Origin of the sequence: Mesorhizobium sp. J428, from assembly GCF_024699925.1 — a bacterium.
Classification (GTDB): domain Bacteria; phylum Pseudomonadota; class Alphaproteobacteria; order Rhizobiales; family Rhizobiaceae; genus Mesorhizobium_A.
The window spans coordinates 1,207,646-1,227,195 of sequence record NZ_JAJOMX010000001.1; the positions used below are offsets into that span (position 1 = coordinate 1,207,646).

General features: G+C 65.1%; 14 protein-coding genes and 1 pseudogene. 12 read left to right on the forward strand and 3 right to left on the reverse strand.

The genetic code is table 11. The annotated features are described in order from the left end of the window. The first annotated feature begins 1 nt into the window (after window position 1). The 12 genes and pseudogenes from tssF (at window position 2) to LRS09_RS06100 (ending at window position 15,679) form a co-directional block, all read left to right on the forward strand. Window positions 2-1,876 carry a type VI secretion system baseplate subunit TssF gene (gene tssF / locus LRS09_RS06045; RefSeq protein ID WP_257804905.1) on the forward strand — a complete coding sequence of 625 codons (1,875 nt, stop codon included), beginning with the start codon at window positions 2-4 and terminating at the stop codon, window positions 1,874-1,876. Continuing rightward, window positions 1,840-2,913, forward strand: a complete 1,074-nt coding sequence (tssG, locus tag LRS09_RS06050) for a type VI secretion system baseplate subunit TssG (RefSeq protein ID WP_257804906.1) — start codon at window positions 1,840-1,842, stop codon at window positions 2,911-2,913. Before tssF ends, tssG begins: the two co-directional genes overlap by 37 nt. Further along, window positions 2,910-4,322, forward strand: a complete 1,413-nt coding sequence (tagH, locus tag LRS09_RS06055; RefSeq protein WP_257804907.1) for a type VI secretion system-associated FHA domain protein TagH — start codon at window positions 2,910-2,912, stop codon at window positions 4,320-4,322. Before tssG ends, tagH begins: the two co-directional genes overlap by 4 nt. A 3-nt stretch (window positions 4,323-4,325) precedes the next feature. After that, window positions 4,326-4,826 (forward strand): type VI secretion system lipoprotein TssJ, encoded by a 501-nt coding sequence (gene tssJ, locus LRS09_RS06060; RefSeq protein WP_257804908.1) that lies wholly within the window; start codon window positions 4,326-4,328, stop codon window positions 4,824-4,826. Further along, window positions 4,826-6,160 (forward strand): type VI secretion system baseplate subunit TssK, encoded by a 1,335-nt coding sequence (gene tssK, locus LRS09_RS06065; protein ID WP_257804909.1) that lies wholly within the window; start codon window positions 4,826-4,828, stop codon window positions 6,158-6,160. Before tssJ ends, tssK begins: the two co-directional genes overlap by 1 nt. Further along, complete coding sequence (gene icmH, locus LRS09_RS06070) at window positions 6,160-7,521, forward strand: type IVB secretion system protein IcmH/DotU (protein WP_257804910.1); 1,362 nt, start codon at window positions 6,160-6,162, stop codon at window positions 7,519-7,521. Before tssK ends, icmH begins: the two co-directional genes overlap by 1 nt. Before the next feature lies 1 nt (window position 7,522). Continuing rightward, window positions 7,523-11,068 (forward strand): type VI secretion system membrane subunit TssM, encoded by a 3,546-nt coding sequence (gene tssM / locus LRS09_RS06075; RefSeq protein ID WP_257804911.1) that lies wholly within the window; start codon window positions 7,523-7,525, stop codon window positions 11,066-11,068. Beyond that, entirely contained in the window at window positions 11,065-11,586 is a 522-nt protein-coding gene (gene tagF / locus LRS09_RS06080; protein ID WP_257804912.1) for a type VI secretion system-associated protein TagF, read from the forward strand. The genes tssM and tagF overlap by 4 nt, the downstream gene beginning before the upstream one ends. A 69-nt stretch (window positions 11,587-11,655) precedes the next feature. Further along, window positions 11,656-12,743: pseudogene (locus LRS09_RS06085) on the forward strand (DUF2169 domain-containing protein). Further along, window positions 12,740-13,747, forward strand: a complete 1,008-nt coding sequence (locus tag LRS09_RS06090) for a hypothetical protein (protein ID WP_257804913.1) — start codon at window positions 12,740-12,742, stop codon at window positions 13,745-13,747. The pseudogene LRS09_RS06085 and the gene LRS09_RS06090 overlap by 4 nt, the downstream one beginning before the upstream one ends. A 10-nt stretch (window positions 13,748-13,757) precedes the next feature. Next, the gene (locus tag LRS09_RS06095; protein ID WP_257804914.1) at window positions 13,758-14,822 is read left to right on the forward strand and encodes a DUF4150 domain-containing protein; all 1,065 of its coding nucleotides are present in this window, start codon (window positions 13,758-13,760) and stop codon (window positions 14,820-14,822) included. 23 nt (window positions 14,823-14,845) lie between these two features. Further along, entirely contained in the window at window positions 14,846-15,679 is an 834-nt protein-coding gene (locus LRS09_RS06100; protein WP_257804915.1) for a hypothetical protein, read from the forward strand. Here LRS09_RS06100 and LRS09_RS06105 read toward each other — a convergent pair. The 3 genes from LRS09_RS06105 to LRS09_RS06115 are packed head-to-tail and all read right to left on the reverse strand — an operon-like array spanning window position 15,676 to window position 19,479. Continuing rightward, on the reverse strand, window positions 15,676-16,752 hold the full coding sequence (locus LRS09_RS06105; RefSeq protein WP_257804916.1) for a HEAT repeat domain-containing protein: 1,077 nt from the start codon (window positions 16,750-16,752) through the stop codon (window positions 15,676-15,678). The two genes, LRS09_RS06100 and LRS09_RS06105, sit on opposite strands and share 4 nt — an antisense overlap. Window positions 16,753-16,765: 13 nt before the next feature. Beyond that, a complete protein-coding gene (locus LRS09_RS06110) occupies window positions 16,766-17,194 on the reverse strand; it encodes a DUF6484 domain-containing protein (RefSeq protein ID WP_257804917.1) in 429 nt (142 codons plus the stop codon). 8 nt (window positions 17,195-17,202) lie between these two features. After that, entirely contained in the window at window positions 17,203-19,479 is a 2,277-nt protein-coding gene (locus LRS09_RS06115) for a type VI secretion system Vgr family protein (protein WP_257804918.1), read from the reverse strand. Between the last annotated feature and the right edge of the window lie 71 nt (window positions 19,480-19,550).

A 19,550-nucleotide genomic window follows, 5' to 3' on the forward strand; every position in this document is an offset into this window, starting at 1 on the left:
GATGGATCGGGCTTTCCTGGAATATTACGAGGAAGAGCTGACCCACATACGCGCCCTCGCCGCGGAATTCGCCGACATGCATCCGACGATCGCGCGCAACCTATCGCTCGATACGGTGCCCTGCCCTGACCCCTATGTGGAACGACTGCTCGACGGCGTCGCGTTCCTGGCGGCGCGAACCCGGCTGAAGGTCGACGCAGAGCGCTCACGCTTCTCCCGCAGCGTGCTGGACCTGCTCTATCCGGACCTTGTCTCACCGACCCCGGCGACGGGCATGGCGGTGCTCAAGCCGGGACAGCAGGTCCACACGATGGACGCCGGGCACGTTATCGCCCGCGGCACCCGGCTCATCTCGGGATTGCTGCCCGGCATATCGACCAGAGCGACCTACTGCACGGCGCAGGACGTCCATCTCTGGCCACTGGACGTGGCATCGGTCCGCTACCTTCAGGACAAGAGTTCGATAGCGAATGCAGGCATCGCGGCGGCCAAGGGCCAAAGCGCGGAGTCCGCACTCTGTCTTACGCTGGCGCGCATCGGCAAAGGCAATCTGAGCGACCTCGCGGTCGATCAGCTTCGCTTCTGCTTCGCCGGACGCACCAAGGCGCCGCTCATCTTCGACGCCATCTTCGGCGCCTGCTCGGGCGTCGGCGCCCGGCCCGAGGCGCGCGCGGGCCAGCTGTCGCCACTTCCCATGCCCGCCATGGTGGGCATTTCGGATTCCGAAGCCCTGATGCCGCGCACCCGCTCGAGCTTCGAGGGATACCGGCTGCTGCGCGAGTATTTCATGATGCCGGAGCGCTTCCATTACGCCCGCATCGAGGGGTTGCGGCCGACTTTTCGGGTCTGTTCGGGGCGGCTGGACATCGTGTTTCTGTTCAAGCGGCCCGCGCCCGAGCTGGCGGATCTGACACCGGCCGATTTCGAACTCTTCGCCACGCCAATCATCAATCTGTTCGAGCGCGAGTGCAACATCGTCGAACTGGACGCGCGCAGAACGCGCCAGCCGGTCTATGCCGACCGCACGCGGCCGCGCGACTTCGAGATCTTCCGCATCACCCGCGTTGCGGACGCCGACCACGTCGGCCCGGAGGCGTCCATTCCCGAACTCTTCAGCCTCGGGCAGAACCGCGGCAGCGGCTGGGTTTATTCGACCGAACGGCGGCCGCGGCGAGCGACGGAGGACGAACGGCGTCAGGGCGTCACACGCGCTTCTTACGTCGGCGACGACGTGTTCCTCTCAGTGTCGCGGCGGCCGGACGGGACCAGGTCCGACCGACCGAAGCGGATCGACATCGTCGCGCTATGCACTAACCGCGACCTCCCCATTCTGGACGATACGCCGACGCTGACGCTCGACGGTGGCGACCCCGTCGAGTCTATCAGGCTGATAGGCGCCCTGCGCCAGCCGCAAAGATCGATTGCGGCGTCGCTGCCTGCCAGCGCGGAGGGCGAGTCGCGCGCGGACGAGCTGGCCTGGCGCCTGGTCTCGCAACTGTCCCTCAATTTTCTCAGCCTAGCGGCGGACGGCCGGGGCGCCGACCCGCTGCACGCGCTGATCGATCTCTATGCCGAGAGGGGCGATCCCGGCCTCGCCAGGCACGTGCGCTCGATCGCGCGCGTCTCGTCAAGGCCGGTGGTGGAACGGCTGGTGATCGAGGGGCCGATGTGTTTCGGGCGCGGGGTGGAGGTGTCGCTCGACATCGACCAGTCGGTGCTGACCGGCCACAGCGCGCTCCTGCTGTCGGCCCTGCTCTCGCGTCTCTTCGCCCGATATGCCGGCATCAACGGGTTCGTGCGGACGCGCTCGCGACTGCTGCAGAAACAGGAGGATGTGCTGTGGCCGATGTCGCCAGGCAATCGCCACCTGATCTAGGGCAGCGGAACGCGGATGAAGCCGGGCTGTCGGAGGCGTTCGACTTCTTCGAACTGCTGCGCCGCCTCGAGCAGGACGGCCGGACGTTCGGGCAGGCAGGCGGGCCGGAGCTCGAGCCGGCGCGCATCGGCCAGCAGATCCGCCTCGGTTTCGCGACCGACGACGTTGCCGGCTTCGAGGGAGCGACCGCGAACCGGCCGGCCCAGGTGACGGTCGCCAATATCGGCCTCCTCGGTCCGGAAGGGCCGATGCCCTTGCACATCACGCGCTGGGTTCTCGACCGCCTGTCGCAGCGCTGGTTCGCGGGCGCAGATGCGAGGCAGACGAGCGACACGACCTTCGTCGATTTCGTCAACATGCTGCAGCACAGGCTGATTGCGCTGTTCTACCGGGCGTGGGCGGACCAGACCCCCGCGGTCCAGGTGGAGCGCCGGGGCGGCGGACGAGTGGAGGCCATGCTGGCCGCGCTGGCGGGCATCGGCCTGCCGGGGACCCGCAATCCGGCAGATCCGGAACTCGATACGGTCAAGCTCCGCCAGGCGACGGCATTGGCGAACCAGGTCGACGGCGCCGAGCGCCTCACTCTGTTCGTCGCCGAAGCCTTCGACGTTCCGGTCGCACTCAAGGAGTTCGTCGCAGTCTGGATGCCCATCCCCAAGTCCCTCCAGACCCGCCTGGGCGGCGCTTACGCGGCGCTCGGCGCCGGGGCGACCATCGGACCGCGCACGTTCACCCGGCAGAGCCGCGTGGAGCTTCGGATCGGCCCAATGGGCATCGCCGACTACCTGTCGTTCCTGCCGGGCGGCCCGCGTCTCAAATCTCTCAAGCGGGCATTGCGGGACCTTACCGAAGACAATGTGGATGTCGATGTGCGGCTTGTCCTGGCGAAGGCGGAGATCCCTCCCCCGAAGCTCGGAGCGGCCCTGCTTGGGCGGACAACATGGCTTGCGCCCCCTCCTGAAAGGGGAGATGCTGAGGACATGCGGCTGCGGGCAGTCGTTGGATGGCGGCCGGAAATCACAGAGGTCGGCACATGAGCTTGGTGCTCACCCTTGAGCATGGACCACGCACCCAGGCCGTGCGCGAGGCAAGGCTCGAAACGGGCGAGCTGGTGATCGGACGCAGCCCCGAAGCGGATTGGCAGATCGAAGACCCGGAAATGTTCGTCTCCCGCGCCCACTGCAGGATCTCGGGAGGACCGGACGACTACGTCGTCACGGACATATCGAGCAGCGGGCTCTACATAGACGACTCGGCCAGCCCGCTCGGCTCCGGGAATTCCACGCGTCTGCGCCACGGAATGCGGCTCCGCCTGGGCGACTACGTGCTGTGGGTCGCCGTAAGGGCGGATCGCGCGGCCACGCCCGAGCAGCCGCAGCCCGTGGGCCACGTGTCGCGTCCCCCGGTCAGCCTCGACAAGGACGATTTCTTCCTGATCAAGTCGGTGGAAGAGCCGCCGCGCCCGCGTCCGGCTGAACTGCCGAGATCGTTCGAGCAGCCGAAGCCGGGACAGGACCAGCCATTCCGGGAGCGCAATTCCCAGGCCTTCGACGACCCGTTTAGCCTCGACCCCGTGTCCAGCAGGAGAGCGCCGGCCGAGACCAGGCCGCGCACGTCGATCGATCCGCTGGGCTTCGGCAATCCGCCGGTCGAGCCGCCTCGACAGCCGGATCCCTCGCCTCGGCCTGCCTTCAGCGCCGACTTCTCCTTCGGCCCCGCGCCCGTCCGCGAGGCTGTGCCGGAACCGCCGGCGCGGGCTCTCCCGCAGCAGCCAGCGGCGCCATGGGAGATCGCACCGCGGCGCCCGGCTGAACGCGCACCCGCGCCGGACGTCGCGCGCGCCGCAACGGCGGGCGAGGCCTTTCGCGGCGCGCAGCCCGACGAGTTGCGCGCGGCCTTCCTGCGCGGTCTTGGCATTGGCGACGATGCCACGGCTTCGCGCGATCCGGTTGCCGAGATGGAGAAATTCGGCCGCGAGTATCGCCTGATGCTGGACGGGCTGATGCAGCTCCTGCGCAAGCGCGCCGAGGAAAAGGGCAATGCACGCGTCGCCCAGACGGTGATCGGCTCGTCCGAGGTGAACCCGCTGAAATTCCTGCCGACGGTCGAAGACGTGCTTGCGACGATCATGGCGGAACGCAGCCCGGGCTTCCTTGGGGGCGAAGCGGCGATCGGCGACAGCGTGCGCGATCTTGCGCAACACCATGTCCGCGCCTGGCGCGGGGTCCAGGGCGCCCTGCGGCGCATGATCGACCGCTTCGATCCCGAAGCGATCGAGGAAGAACTGAAATCGAATTCGGCCCTGGGAACCCTCCTGTCCGGCGGCCGCAGCGCGAGACTGTGGGAACTCTACCGGAAGCGCCATCGCGAGATCGCCCAGAGTGCGGAGACGCGCTTCCTCGGCGAGATCGGTGCCGACTTCCGCGACGCCTATGAGGAGGAGTGAGAGATGACCAGCCGCCGCGCCGTCCTCGCCGTCCTTGGCTCCCTTGCCTCCGTGGTCTTCACCACGGGTTTCCTGTTCGCGCCGAAGCCGTCGAAGATCAACGTCAAGGTGTCGGGAGGCGCCGGCATGAATCCCGGGCCGAACGGCGGCGACCGGCCGGTCGTCGTCATGATCTACCGGCTGCGCAGCACCGGCACCTTCGACCAGGCGGACTACTTCGCGCTCGAAGCCGACGCTGCGGCGACCCTCGGAGGAGACCTGATGGGGTCCGACACGCTCGCCGTGGCGCCGGGCAAGCTGGCGTCGAAGATGATCACCGTCGAGCCCGAGGCGGCGGCGCTCGGCTTCGTCGCGTTCGTGCGCGAGCCGACCGGCCGGCAGTGGAAGGTCACGAAGGCGATGTCTCCGGGATCGAAACTGACGATCGGCATAGCATTGGGCCGCGGAGGCATGTCGGTCAGCAGCCGCAAGGACGGGCTCTTCTCATCTCAGGACAACAGGTGATGACCGACGCGAACAGAGTGCTCTGGTCCGAAGGCCTGTTCCTCAGGACGCAGCATTTCCAGCAGCAGGACCGCTTCATCGACGCGTCGATGCGCGGCGCGCTGCAGGCGGGGCGCCTCCAGACGTTCGGCTTCCGCGCCCTGACGCTCGACTCCGCCCTCCTGGAAGCGGGCCAGATTTCGATCCTCTCGGCTCGCGGCATCTTCCCGGACGGAACGCCGTTTTCCATCCCCGAGACGATGGACGCGCCGCAGCCGCTGTCGGTCACGGCAGACACGTCGGCCGGCGCCGTCCTCGTCGCCCTTCCGCTCGAACCGGCCGGCGGGGTTGCCTTCGACCCCGCTCATGCGAGCCTCAGCGGCGCGCGCTATCGCGGCAGGATCGTCACCATCAACGACGCCGTGCAGGGCGGCGCCGATCCGGAGGAGGTCGAGATCGCCCGGCCGCAGGCGCGCATTCTCGCGCCTGGCAAGTCGGTGGGCGGCTACACCACGCTGCCGATCACGGAGATCAAGGGCCTGCGCGCCGATGGCGGCGTTGCGGTGGTCGAGACCTTCCTGCCGCCCGCGCTCGTGACCGGGGCGGTGCCGTGGTATGCGCAGTTGCTGCAGGAGATCATCACCGGTCTCGATCACATCGCCGATGCGCATGGCAAGGTCGTGTTGGGCGGTCCGGGCCGCAGCGTCGAAGACCTTCTGATGCTCAACCTGGCCAACGCGGCAAGGCCGCGTCTGGCGCACATGCTGGCGCAGGAGGTCTATCATCCGGCCGACCTGTTCCAGGAACTGTCAGGGCTGGCCGGCTCGATGGCGACCTACGGTTCGAGTTCGCGCAGGCTCGGCGAACTGCCGCCTTATGACCATGTGACGCCGGCGCCTTCGTTCACGGCGCTTGCCGACACGCTCCGCTCGCTGATCCTCAGCCTCCGCTACGTCGAGCCGAAGTCGCGGGCGCTGCCGGTGATGCGGCATTCCACCAACGTCTGGAAGGTTCGCATCGACAATCCGAAGCTCCTGACGGCAAGCCGCATCGTCATCCGCGTCGGCTCGGAACTGTCTGAAGACGCCTTGCGCAAGATCTTCGTCAACCAGGCGACGGTCGGTTCGTCGGACGAGTTCGAGGGGCTGTGGAAATCCCGACTGCCCGGGATACCGCTGAAGCCCCTGCACTCCCAGCCGCGCGAGATCCCCTATGACGGCGACCGGCTGTGCCTGGAGCTCGACCAGCGCAGCGAGCACTGGGCATCGCTGCTCGACGCACCCGGCTTCGTCATCGGCGTGTCGGGCGTGCTGCCCAGCGAACCGCAGGTCGACTGCTACTCGGTGAACCGGTGATGAGCAGGGACGATCCATTCGGACTGTCGGGGGATCGCGAGAAGACACGCATCCGTCTGGTCAACGTCGCGCCGCGCCAGCCGGCGCCTGGCCAGCCGAGACGCGAGCAGCCATCCTATTCGCTCGAACCCCAGGCCGCCTCCGTCAAGAGCAGCCGGGCGCACCCAAACTCGCTCGTGGCGGCCTTCGCGTCGCTGCTCGAGTTCGCGCCCGAGCTCGAGAGCGCAGTCGCACCCGAGAACCCCGAGGCGCTGCGCACGCGCCTGCTCGGCGCTCTTGTCGCCGCGCGCGATACCGCCATCGCCTCGGGCTCGTCGCTGGAGCGGGCGGACCGGGCCGCCTGGGCGGTTGCAGCCCTTCTCGACGACCTTGCGCTGAATACACCCTGGGGCGGCGCGGGCGTCTGGCCGCGCCAGCCGCTGGTGGTCATGCTGCGCGGCGATGTCGACGCCGGCACACAGTTTTTCGACCGGCTCGAGGAGCTCGAACGCCATCCGACCCGCGACCCGGAAATGATGGAACTCATGTACCACTGCCTCGCGCTCGGATTCCGCGGCAAATACCGCGTGCCGGGGCGTGCCGGTGATCGATCGCTGAACGCCGTTCGCGTCGCGGCGGCACGCTTTCTGCGCAACAAGGATGCCGAGGACGCGCCGCTGTCGCCCAACTGGCGCGGCGTGATCGCCGGCGACGAGCCGCAGCGTTTCATCGTACCGATCTGGGTCATGGCAGCGACCGCCATCGTCGTATCGACGCTGATCTACCTCGGCCTGTCGATGGGCCTTTCAAGCCATGCCACCAAATTGACGACGCTGGTCCGCGCGCTACCGCCCGCCGACCGCACCGCCATCACGCGCGCCGTGCCCAAGGCGGAGCCGCCTCCGCCGCCACCCGCAGTGGTCGACTTCGCCCTCTTGCCCGAGTTCGAAGCGGCGGCTCCGGAGAGCCTGCGGCCCGCGCTCAAGGGTAGCGAGAGCATTTCGCTTGCGCGGCTGGTCATCCAGGCGACCGCGCCGGAACTGTTCCAGTCGTCGCGCGCCAACCTGACCGACGGATTCGAGCCGCTCATCGATTCGGTGGCGAAGGTGATCCTCGACAACGTCGACCTGATCGGCAACATCACGATCATCGGCCACACCGACAGCGTGCCGCTGCAGAGCAGCAACCCGCTATCCACCAACCAGCGCCTCTCGGAAGCGCGCGCGGCGACCATCGCCGAACTACTTGTTCAGCGGGGGGTTCCGGCGGGACGGGTGAGGTCCGAGGGACGCGCGGCGACGGATCCGGTGGCCGACAACGGAACCCGGGAAGGACGCGCGGCAAACCGGCGCGTCGAGGTTCTGGTCGAGAAGAGATTGTAAGATGTTCATCTTGCGATTCATCTGGGCCGTCATCACGTCACGCATCCTGTGGACACTCATCGGACTGACGCTGCTCTCGCTTCTGGTCTGGATTTTCGGGCCTATCGTCAGCATCGGACACAGCCAGCCTTTTGAATCCGAAACGGTACGGATCGCCATCATCGCGGGCCTGATCATCCTGTGGCTGATCTGGCTGATCATTGCCCAAAGGCGTGCGATACGCGCCAACCGGGTGTTTGTCGCCGAGATCGCGCCGACGGTTGAGGAAAAGCCGCCGAGCCCAGGCGAGGAAAGCGTGGCGGCGGTCGGCGCCAAATTCCAGGAGGTTCTGGGCGAATTGCGTCGGCGCAAGCTGGGCAACAGGAAGTTCCTGCGCGAGATGCCGTGGTACGTCATCGTCGGGCCGCCCGCGACGGGCAAGACGACGGCGCTTCGCCAGTCAGGCCTCAACTTCCCCATCGACCTGACCAACGATCTTCAAGGCGTCGGCGGCACACGCAATTGCGACTGGTTCTTCACCGAGAATGCGGTGCTGATCGACACGGCCGGACGCTACGTGGAGCAGGAAAGCCAACCCGACGTCGATTCCACCGAGTGGCTCGGCTTCCTCGATCTCCTGAAGCGGCATCGCGGCCGCAGGGCGCTGAACGGCGTCATCGTGGCGATCTCGATCGACGTTCTGTCCGAGGGCGACGAGGTGATCAAGGCGCACGGCCGCAAGATCAGGCGGCGCCTCGCCGAACTTAACGAGCGGCTGGAAATCAACCTGCCCGTCTACCTGATGCTGACGAAGGCCGACCTGATCAAGGGATTCGAGCCGTTCTTCGACGATCTCTCGACCGCGGATCGCGAGCAGGTCTGGGGCGCGACGTTTCCGCTGGATGCGCGTGTCGATGCAGCCGCCGTGGGCGAGGAGATATCGGCGCTGGCGCGCGAGCTCGAACTGCGGATGATTCCGCGGCTCGAGGGTGAAGACAAGCTCTCGCAGCGCGCGGAGATCTTCCGCTTTCCGGCGCAGGTCACAAGCCTGTCTGAACCGATACAGGTGCTCGTCGAAGCGATGGCCGGCGAGAGCAGATACGAGGAAAGCGCCTGGCTGCGCGGCATCTACCTGACATCGGCGACACAGGAAGGCGCGCCGATAGATCGGCTCACGGCGGCACTGTCGTCTTCATTCGGGCTGCCGCCGCACCGCACCATGCTGGCTCAGCGCGTCGAGCGGCGGAGCTTCTTCCTCAAGTCGCTGATGACGGACGTGATCTTCAGGGAGGCGGGGCTGGGGACGTTCGATCCGCTGGCCCAGCGCCGCCGCGCCTGGATCTGGCGCGGTGCGGCCGCCGCATGCACGCTCGCCGCGCTGGGAGCAGGTGCTGTTTTCGCATTCTCGTATTTCGACAATCGCGACGCCGTCGACGCCCAGTCCGCCCAGCTCGAGGCACTGCAGCGTCCGCTCGCCGTCGCGGCCGCGCAGCCCGCTCTCGTCGAGGCGCCGGACATGGAGTCGGCGCTTGCCGCGATGGATGCGGTTGTGGAGGCGCAGACGCCGCCGCCGGGTGCCCTGCGCGATGCTGTCGGGCCCACGGCAGCGCCCGAACTGCTGCAGGCGCAGAAGGAAGCCTACGAACACGCCCTGCGCAACGTGCTGGAACCGCGCATGGTTGCCTTGCTCGAAGCGACCATGTGGCGCCAGATCCGCGAGCCGGAGTTCATGCTCGGAGCGCTGAAGACCTACCGCATGATGACCGGCCTGTCGCAGATGGATCCCGAGTTCGCCCAATCCTGGTGGGTGGACGAGCTGCCGGAGTTCGCGCCCGCCGCCCCGTTCCCGACCGAGGACGCTGAGCAGCATCAGCTCGCCGCGATCCGCCGGATGGCCACGGACGACCAGTATGTCACGCCGGACAGCAAGCTGGTGGCGGAGGCGCTCGCGAGCGTGTGCACGATCTCGCTGCCGGTTCGCGCCTACAAGCAGCTCTTGAACGACCCGGCCGTGGCCACGCTGCCGGAATGGATTCCCGCGAACTTCGCCGGTCCGAACGGCGCCAAGATTTTCGTCCGCTCCTCCGACAAGACACTGCGCAACGGCCTGCCGGGAGCTTTCACCTATGACGGCTTCCACGAGGTTATACTCGATCGCGTCGAGGATGTGGCCGCCCAGGCCGCGCTGGACCGCGCGGTCTTCGCCGGCGGATGCTCCGAGAACGCGGAGACGTCCGTTGCCGCACTCTCCAAGGACGTGCTGAAGCTCTACTACGAAGACTACATCGCGCAGTGGGACAGTTTCCTGCGCGACGTCAAGCTGGCCCCTCTGACCGACCTCGCGACGGCGAGCGACAATTTGAAGGATCTGTCGAGCGCCGATTCCGCCCTGCGCCGGCTGGTGACGGCCGTCGTGCGCGAGACCGAGCTGACGCGATCCGACGAAGAAGAGGGAGCCACCGGTGACAACAAGGCGGTTAAGAAGGGCAGCTCGAAACTGCTCGGCAAGCTGGGCAAACTGGGCAAGCTTGCCAAGCAGGGCGTGAAGCTGCTGCCGAAGGCGGGTTCGGCCGAGGAGGTCGACCTTACCGGGACGCTCGTCGCCGACCATTTCAAAGCGCTTAAGGCCACCATTGCCGAGGTCGACGGACAGCCGCCGGCGCTTGATGCCGCGGTCGTGACCCTCACCAATCTCTCCAACATGCTGCAGACGGTCAACGCGACGCCGGACCCTGAGGAGTCGATCAAGAAGCAGGGCGGCCTCGCGGAACTGACCGGCGCAGTGGCGCGCCAGGCGCAGATTCTGCCCGATCCGATCGACGACTGGTTGAGCGGCATCGCCGGCGACACTAGCGGCCTGACCCAAAAGGCGGTCACCTCCGAGCTCAACTCCATCTGGCGGGCGGAGATCCTGCCTTTCTGCAATGCCGCCCTCGACAATCGTTACCCCTTCGATGCGGGCAGCGCGGTCGACGTCAACGTCCGCGATTTCGCGCGCCTGTTCGGACCGGGCGGGATGATCGATGCCTTCATCAACGACCATCTCCTCGCCTATGTCGACACGACCTCGCAGCCGTGGAAGTGGCGGGCCGATTTCGGTCTCGACTCGACCGCTCTCGCCGCCTTCGAACAGGCCCGCCGCATCCGTGACGACCTGTTCGCCGGCGGCAGCGGCCCGGTAATGAGCTTCACCCTGGAGCCGATCGATCTGTCGCCGAGCGTGACGCGCGTGACGCTCGATCTCGATGGCCAAAAGCTCGTCTACTATAACAACGCGACCCGGCCGCAGGCGATGACCTGGCCGGGCAAGGACGGAACGGGCGCCATCTCGCTTAGCTTCCAGCCGATCGATGGGTCGCCCGAGGTCATCGTCAGCGAGACCGGCAGCTGGGCGTGGCTGCGCATGCTGCGGACCGCGCGTTTCACCGCGACGTCGTTGGCGGATGTCTACAACGTGCGCCTCGGCGCCGGGGGCTTCTTCGCTGACCTGCGGCTGAAGGCGTCGAGCGTCGACAACCCCTACAATCTGCAGATGTTCAAGAAATTCACCTGCCCGGTGCAGATATGACGACAGGCTTCTTCGGCAAGATTCCGGCAACGGGCGACTTCGTCAGCTGGAACCTGCCGCGCATCTTCGTCGAGCGCTGGGACCGCTGGATGTCGATAGAGCTGCGCGACCGGCCGGAGGCGGCAGAGCTCAATCCCCGGATATGGCGCTTCGCGGTCCGCGCGGACATTTTCGGCGACCAACCCTGCGCGGGCGCATGGCGGATGAGCGAGGACAGGGTCGGCCGGCGCTATCCGTTCACGATCGCGCGGATCGGCCGGCCGCCGGATATCGCCGACCCATGGTTCGACGCGATCGCCGACATGCTCGAACGGTGCGTCGAGGACGGCTGGTCGACCACCCGAATCCAGGAGAGGCTCAAGGCGCTTCCGCCCCCAAAGGAACTCATGTCGGAAGACCGGATAGCGTTCTGGACCGACGACCGGGAAGCGAACGAACTGGTCTTCGCCGACATCTACGATCTCGCCGACAATGGCCTTCCCGCCATGCGGCAGGTTCCGGCGGTCGAGGAATCCTGACCATGACAGCGTTCGCCGGGAATATGGGTGGCTCCATGGCTGATGTTCTGGTGAGTGGATAGATCCTCGATGTTCGTCAGCCAGAACACCACACCCTTTCTCGCGGAGACTTTTCCCTACGCGGACAAGCACGCCGTGAAATGGTGCGTGGCGGTCGTTCGCGCGACCTATGACGTCGATGAGGAAGGCAGCTGCACTCCGGCGACGGAACAGCTGCCCTTCGTCTTCGCCGACGCGCATTACGGCGATCCGGAGACGACCTCGATCCGGGTCGAGTCCGACTTCGTGCCGGTGAAGCCGCATTGCGAGGTGGTACTCGATGCGATGGCGGTTGCGCCCGGCGGACGTCCGGCGCAAGCGGTCGAAGTCGGCCTGTTCGGGCCGAATCTGCAGAAGCGGGCGATCGTCACCGGGCAGCGCCGATGGTTTCGCGGTGGGCTCGGCATCCAGTCCTCGAGTCCGGTTCCGTTCACGTCGATGCCGCTGGCCTGGCATCTGACCTTCGGCGGCTGGGACCGCACAGATCCCGATCCGGCCAGGCACCGCAGTGACGCGGTCAATCCGATCGGCAGCGGTTTCCTCGTCGGCCAAGGCAATGTCGATGGCACGCCGCTGCCGTCGGTCGAGGATCCGCAATCACGGCTGCGGACCTGGAACGATCGCCCCAGACCGATCGGCTTCGGCCCGGTGCCGCGTTTCGCCAAGGAGCGTGCGCGCTATGCCGGGACGTATGACAAGCATTGGATGGAGAACGTCCTGCCCTTCCTGCCGCAGGATTTCGACGACCGGCATTTCAGGCTGCGCCGCAAGACCAATGGGTCGAGAAGCTCAGCGAGGGGATGATTTTCGGGTGCGTGAACATGAACGCGTCGGGCCGGTTCAAGGTCAAGCTGCCGCCGCTCAAAGTGCCGCTGAGATTCATGTTCGACGATCACACGGAACACAAGTTCGCGCAGCCGGATACGCTCAATCTCATCCCGCATGACGGCAAGATCGTGCTGGTCGGGCGCGCGTCGGTGAAGCTGCCGCGCAAATTCGTGAGGCTGCAGCAGGTGCAGGTGGGACCGCCGCCCGAAGAGCCCAAGGCCAAGCCGCACTATGCCGGCCTTGGGGAGGCGGTGGCGGCGCTCACCAGGCTGCGAGGACGACGCCGATGACGGTCGTCAGCTGCGTCAGTCTCGTTTCGCCGGTCGGCTATAGCGCCGCCGCGACCTGCGCGGCGCTGCGGGCCGGCATCGCGGCCTTCGAGGAACTCGACTATCGCGACCGCATGGCGATGCCGATCCGGGGCGCCCGTGTCGACGCCATTGCGCCTTCAAAGCGTGGGCGCGAGCGGCTGCGCATGCTTGCAAGGCTGGTGCTGGAACATATCGAGCCCGACATCGGCGCGGCACTGCCCTGGGCGCAGATGCCGCTGATCCTGTGCACCCGCGAGAAGGAAACGCCGGGCGCGCGGCTGAACGGCATGTTTGCGGATCTGCGTTTTCCCGATGGCTCGGCGATGAACGAGCGGCGCACGGCGCATATCGCGGCCGGCCAGCCTGCCGCCTTCGCGGCGCTGATGGTTGCGCGAAAGATGCTTGCGGAGGGTACGCCGGCCTGCCTGATCCTCGCGATCGACAGCCTGATCGACGCCCGCACCATGGCCTGGCTCGACGGTGCCATGCGCCTGAAGACGAGCGAGACGACGGACGGGCTGATCCCCGGCGAAGCGGCATGTCTGGCGGTCGTCAGCCACCGTCCGCTGATGCCGCGCCATGTCGTCGTTCGCGGCCTGGGGCTCGGCGAGGAGACAGCGACCGCGATCAGCGAGGAGCCTTTCCGCGCCGACGGACTGGCAGGCGCCTTGAAGACGGCGCTCGCCGAGGCGCGCACCGAGATGCACGAGGTGGCCTTCCGCCTTAGCGACGTGGCGGGCGAATCCTATGCCTTCGAAGAACTGGTGCTGGCGCAGATTCGCAACATGCGCCAGACGCGGCCGGAACAGCCCGTGTGGCACGCCGCCGACTGTATCGGCGACACCGGGGCGGCGGCGGGACTGATCCAGCTTGCCTGGGCCGAGCAGGCCTTCAGCCGCGGCTACGCCCCCGGCGCGCTGGCCGCGCTACATGGCAGCTCGATGGCCTTCGGCGGGCGCGCCTCCGCGATCGTCTCGGCTTGAGGAGGGCGGGATGACCAGGAACGTCTTCGCCGGAAAATGGGAGATCGCCGCAGAGAACGGCATGAACAAGTCCATCGCACGCTTTCCGGACGTGTGCATGTCGCCGCCTTCGCCGCCGGCGGGACCAATCCCGATCCCTTATCCCAACACCTCGTTCTCCAACAATTTGAAGTCCGGTTCGTCCACGGTGAAAATCGGAGGCAAGGGCGCCGCGTTGGCGCAGAAGTCCTACTACAAGGAGCCGGTCCTAGGTAACGAGGCGGCGACGCGCACTTTCGGTGCAGCGGTCATCACGCATCAGATCACGGGCAAGACGTATTTTCAGTCGTGGTGCATGGACGTCAAGTTTGAGGGCAAGAATGTCTGTCGTCACATGGACATGACGACAAGCAATCATGGGAGCGATCCTCCATCCACGCCCCCTGCGCCGGCACCTGAGACACAAACCATGGCTCAGTCACAAGATCTCGTGGCTGAAGGCAAGTGCCCTTGCTGCCACGAACCTTTGCACGAGTGGCAGAAGGATGAGAATGATAAAGCATTTCCTGTAGTTACCGAGAAGACCTTTTGGGCGAACAGACGAAAAGAAATCACGAACCCCAAAGCGATCGCGGAGTTCGACAAAGTCGTGGGACCCATGCTGGACGCCAAGGACAAGTCGCGAGCGGCCGGTGATGCCGGATGTCCAAACGTGCATCCAAAGGAAGAAGGCCCGTGCGCTCTGTATTTCGACGTCCCGCGAGGAGCGATGTCCAGGTATACTAGTCCTCGAAGCTCCACGCCGGCGAAGCCATACCGGGTCATTCGGCAAGCAAAGAGCGGCAGAAACCACTTCGATGATAATGGTCTAAAAGACAAGGCGATGAAGGTTTGGACGGATGCCAACACGAAAGAGGGACAGCCGCCTCCCGATTTCAAAGGAAAGACGATGCACCACAAGACACCGATGATGGGCGGCGGATGCGCCACGGCTAACAACGTACTGCCCGACGACTACCTTAAAGCGTCGCCTAGAGAGTGTCAGAATATCGAGGCTTGGCAGAAGACTCTTGAACAAGTTACGACCAATGTCTGAATATTTAATGCTGAGGCGATAACGTGTCGATTACGTACGACGGGTTCCATTTGAAACCCCAAGCCACCGACAATGCCGGCGAACATTGGAAGACATATTTCTATATTCGTGACAAATGCAAAGTCGGAAAATTCAGCGAATTGGAAGAACTTGTTCCCCATATGAAAAGAAACTCCGGATATTTCTTCTGGAGGGCAACTACTGACCTTATTGGTTATTCCGGAAGCTGGAACCAGATATCAAGCGTATTTAAGGCATTCAACTCCAGAATAGATGATAAAGATTTCCAGTATTTTTTTGCTTCGGCGTTGGGAGCATCTTGCAATATTTCTGCTGTGCAGTTGTTGCTTCAACTTCACCGGAGTGCTGACGACGAAGAATCCCGGCATCAGATTGAAAATCACCTGTCGTTCTTGCTCGAGGAGGAAGATGGCCCGGTTTGGGACGGGGCTGACCAGCACTTGGAATTTCCAGACGAGAATGATGTCCCTTACAGGCTAGTTGTTGATCGGGAGCCATACTTCGAGATCGTTCAAAATGCTCTTGCCAATCTTGCACACACTCAGGTTTCCGGCCCGACGCCAGTGTACAACGGTGCGGTTCTCGACATCTCCTTTCTCTCAAGGAGACTGCACGAAAGCCTTCTTGCGGACGATCCGCAACTCGGCCGCATCAACCGAGAGCGGTTTGCGTTCGAAGCAGCAACCGGACGCGACACACGCGGCTTCTACAACGAGAACGGCACTCTGCTACGGCTGGCGGCGGCGGGGATTGTCGAAGATTACTTCGAGAGTGACGACTCCACCAAATTTCGACCCGGCCAGCGGTATTTCTTCGGCCATCCGATACCGCTCTAAATCTTACGCCCTCGGCTCAGGGCTTGCCACTCCTCGACCCTATCCGGGATGGCGACGATCACCACATCATCCTCGAAAAATTTCGTAAAATCCCGTCCCAGCTCCGCCGGGTCGACAGTATACAGCTTCGTATCCTCCCGCGCTTCAGGAAAGAGCTCCAGAAAGGCCGCGCTGGCGGGGACGGCGACGTGGGGCTCCTTCATCCGCTCGATCAGCCAGGGCAGGATCGAGCGATCGCCCAGCATGCCGATGCCGCGCACCGCGAGCGGCGCGGTGGCCGCCGATTTCATCAGCCCGCCCATCCAGGCGCGCACGTCCTTCTCGGGGCCGGCCTTGATCGCGGCGCGAAGGGCAATGAGCGCGTCGGCGCCGCCGGCGACAGCAGCCTTGCGCAGTTCGACCCGCGCCAGGTCGCCGGTGCCGATCTCCGCCAGCGCCCAGCCCGCCCACAGGCGCACGATGTCATCCTCCGCCTCCAGCGCCGACGCCATCTCGCGCGCGAGATCCGCCCGCTTCAGCCGGCCAGCCAGACGCAGGGCAAAGGCGCGCGTCGGTGCATCCGGGTCATTGACCAGACGCGCGAGCGACTGTCTTGGATCTACCCCGTGCTCGAGGCAGGCACCGACCGCCAGGTAACGCTTGAACGGGTCCGGCGCGACCAGCCAGTCGCGCACGAGGTGGCCGATCTTCGGCGGCTGGTGCCAGGCGAGCGCCCCGACAAGGCCACGCCGCTCGTCCACCTGTTTGGCCGCCGCGACAACCTGGTCCACGCGCGTGGCGTCGCCCTGCTCGATCGCCATCCAGCCGGCGACGAAGAACTCGCCTTTATCGGGAAAATCGTCGAGCTGTCGTTCGGCGGCCGGCCATGCCGCGGCGCCGGCGATCCGCAGGCCGTCGAGATTGACCTCGACGCGCTGTGCGATCTCGCCGATCACCGTCTCGTCGGGCGGTTCTTCTTGGCTCCAGCTGTCGCGTTGAGCCCACAAGAATGCAGCCTGCTCGACGTGCTGTCGCACCGCCTCGGCCGCGATGCGGCGGGGCGGCGCAAAGAGCTGTTCGATCGCCGATGCCATCAGCAGCGAGCCATCAGTTCAGGTTGATGGAGCCGCCGCGAATGCGCTGCGCGCCGCTGGCGTGGCTGATGATGTGACCGCCGCGGATGGTGATGCGGCCATCACTGTCCATGATGATCGTCGCCTTGCCGCAACGCAGTTCCAGCCTCTCCTCCGCGCTGATACGGACATGGTTGCCGTCTCGGACGACATGGTGGGCGGCGGCGGGACGCACGGGATCGACGATGCGTCCGACGATCAGCGGCTTTCGCGGATCGCCCCCCTCGAAGAGCAGCGCCACCTCCTGACCGATCATGTCCGACGAGAGTTCGCAGAGACTCCGCGCCGTCAACGCCGTCTCCTCCGGGCTGCCCGGAAAGACCACCAGCGGCGCCGACTCCTCGCCGAAACCGAGGAAGGCTCCGATCACCACCCCTTCGATGCGATGCAGGACGTCTTCCATGTCAGCCTCTAATTCTCGTTGATCTTCGAGCCCTTGATGATCACGTCGCTCGACGCCTTGATGTTGATCTTGCCGGAGCCTTTGACCGTGATGTCCTTGCCTTCGATGATGATCGTGCCGTCCTTTTTCATGACGATCTGCGCGCTGCCGGTCTTCAGGGTGATCGCGTCCTTGGCGGTGATCGTCATCGTCTTGCCGACGTCGATGACGCCGGTCTCACCAATGTCGATCTTGCTGCCCTTGGCGATCTTCAGGATATGGCCGCCGCCGACATCAGTCATGTCGTTGGAGCCGATCTTTGCGTTGCGGCTTGCGCCGACGTCGAAGCCCTGAGACGCAGCCACCTTGACCGACTGCGATGCGCCGATGTTGACTGTCTGGTTGGCCCCGATGTCCCAGCTGTCATCCGTGCCTATGCCATGGCTCTGGCTTATTCCGACAGTCACCGAACGCGTGGCACCGACCGTTCGCGTCTCGGCCGCACCGACGGTGACCGTCTGCATGATCGCCACCGTCTGCGTATGGTTGGCGCCGATCGTTTCGGTCGAGTTGCTGCCAATGCTAATCGTCTCGTTGGCTCCGACGGTGAGCGAACGGTTGGAACCCACCGTCTCGGTGTCGTTCGAGCCGATATTCGTGGTCTGATCGACGCCGACCTTGACCGTCTTGTTGTTGCCGACGTCCTCGTCGAGGTTGTGGCCGACGGAGTGCTTGGCGTCGTGGTCGATGCGGTCGGACTGATCGTGCTGGACGAGCTTGGTGCGGTCGTTCTTGATCAGCAGGTTGTGGTCCTTCTGGGCCTGGAAGTTGACCAGTTCGGAGCCCGCCTTGTCCTCGAACATCAGCTCGTTGTAACCGCCGCCCCCTTTCGACGAATTGGATTTCCAGCCTGACTGCGTGGCATTGCCGGGAAGCCCGTAGGGCGGCATCTGGGAGGCGTTGTAGACGCGGCCGGTGATGATCGGACGGTCGGGATCGCCCTCGACGAAATCGACGATCACTTCCTGGCCGATGCGCGGGATCTGAATGAACCCCCAGCCGCTGCCGGCCCAGGTCTGCGAGACGCGCACGAAGCACGAGCTGTTCTGGTCCTTCTTGCCTTCGCGGTCCCAGTGGAACTGCACTTTCACCCGCGCATATTTGTCGGTGTAGATCTCCTCACCGGAGGGTCCGACCACGGTCGCCGTCTGGGGGCCGCGCATGATCGGCCGCGGCGTGATCCGGGGCGGTCGGTAGACGATCGACGTGGGCGCGACGCCAAGCAGCACGGTATAGGTTTCGCCCTCAGCCGCGATGCCGGACTCGAAGCTCGGGTCGAATATCCGGTATTCGGCACTGACCACCAAATACTCGCGATTCTGGTCCTCGCGCGGATACAGGTCGAGCTTGAACGTGCATCCCGGCAACAGTCCCCGCGCGTGGCCCACGGCTGCGATGCGCTGGTGGACCGCCTGGAGCTCTTCGCGCCGGATGGCTGCGACGGCATCGCCGCGGCCGGTATCGAGATGCGCGCCCGGCTGCCGGTAGTTCTCGCCGCTTGCTTCCTTGTGCCCGAATGGCTGCGAGGATTGCGACATGAGATCCGCGCCGGGCTTCTGGAAGTCGAAGTCCGTGTGCACATAGGCCCCGGGGCGCACCGTCGAGATGAACGCCCACTCGGTGATGTATTCTTTGTCGCGGCGGCTGCCGATCGCTCCGTAGTTGAACTCCACGGTCTCGTAGTCCGGCACCGGCTTGAGCTTGCTCATGGCATCGGCAAGGATCAGCGTATGCTCGCCGTCATCGTGCTCGAAGAAGTAGAATATGCCTTCGTGTTCGAGCAGCCGCTGCACGAAGTCGAGATCGCTTTCGTCATACTGAACGCAGTACTCGCGAGGCGGATACGAGCCCTGCAGCCGCTTCTCGAATTTCGCGATCCCATATTTCGAGAAGATGTCCTCGACGATATCGATGACGCTCATATTCTGGAAAATGCGGCAGTCGGTCGTATTCGAGAGGAACCAGAGCCACGGCCTGACCACGGCTTCGTACCGCGCCAGTCCGTCCTCGATGCGGATCAGCCGAAAATCGGAGACCAGCCCGCTGAACCAGCGTTTCGGCTCGTCCTCGGCCTCGATCGAAACCGACTGGCCGAGCATCTGGAGCGGATCGACATGTGCGTCCCGGCTGATGAGCACGACCGTGTAGGCAAAGCACCGGCTGATCTCGTCGCGTCCGTCAAGGCGCGCAAAGGTGACCGTGTCACCCAGAGGCGTGCGGGCGACCGCCTTGGCGTTTGTAGGCATTCCGTCATGCTCCGGTCGCCGTCCAACGTTGCTTCTATAGCATAGGACGATGCGCGAACCCAGCATGACCG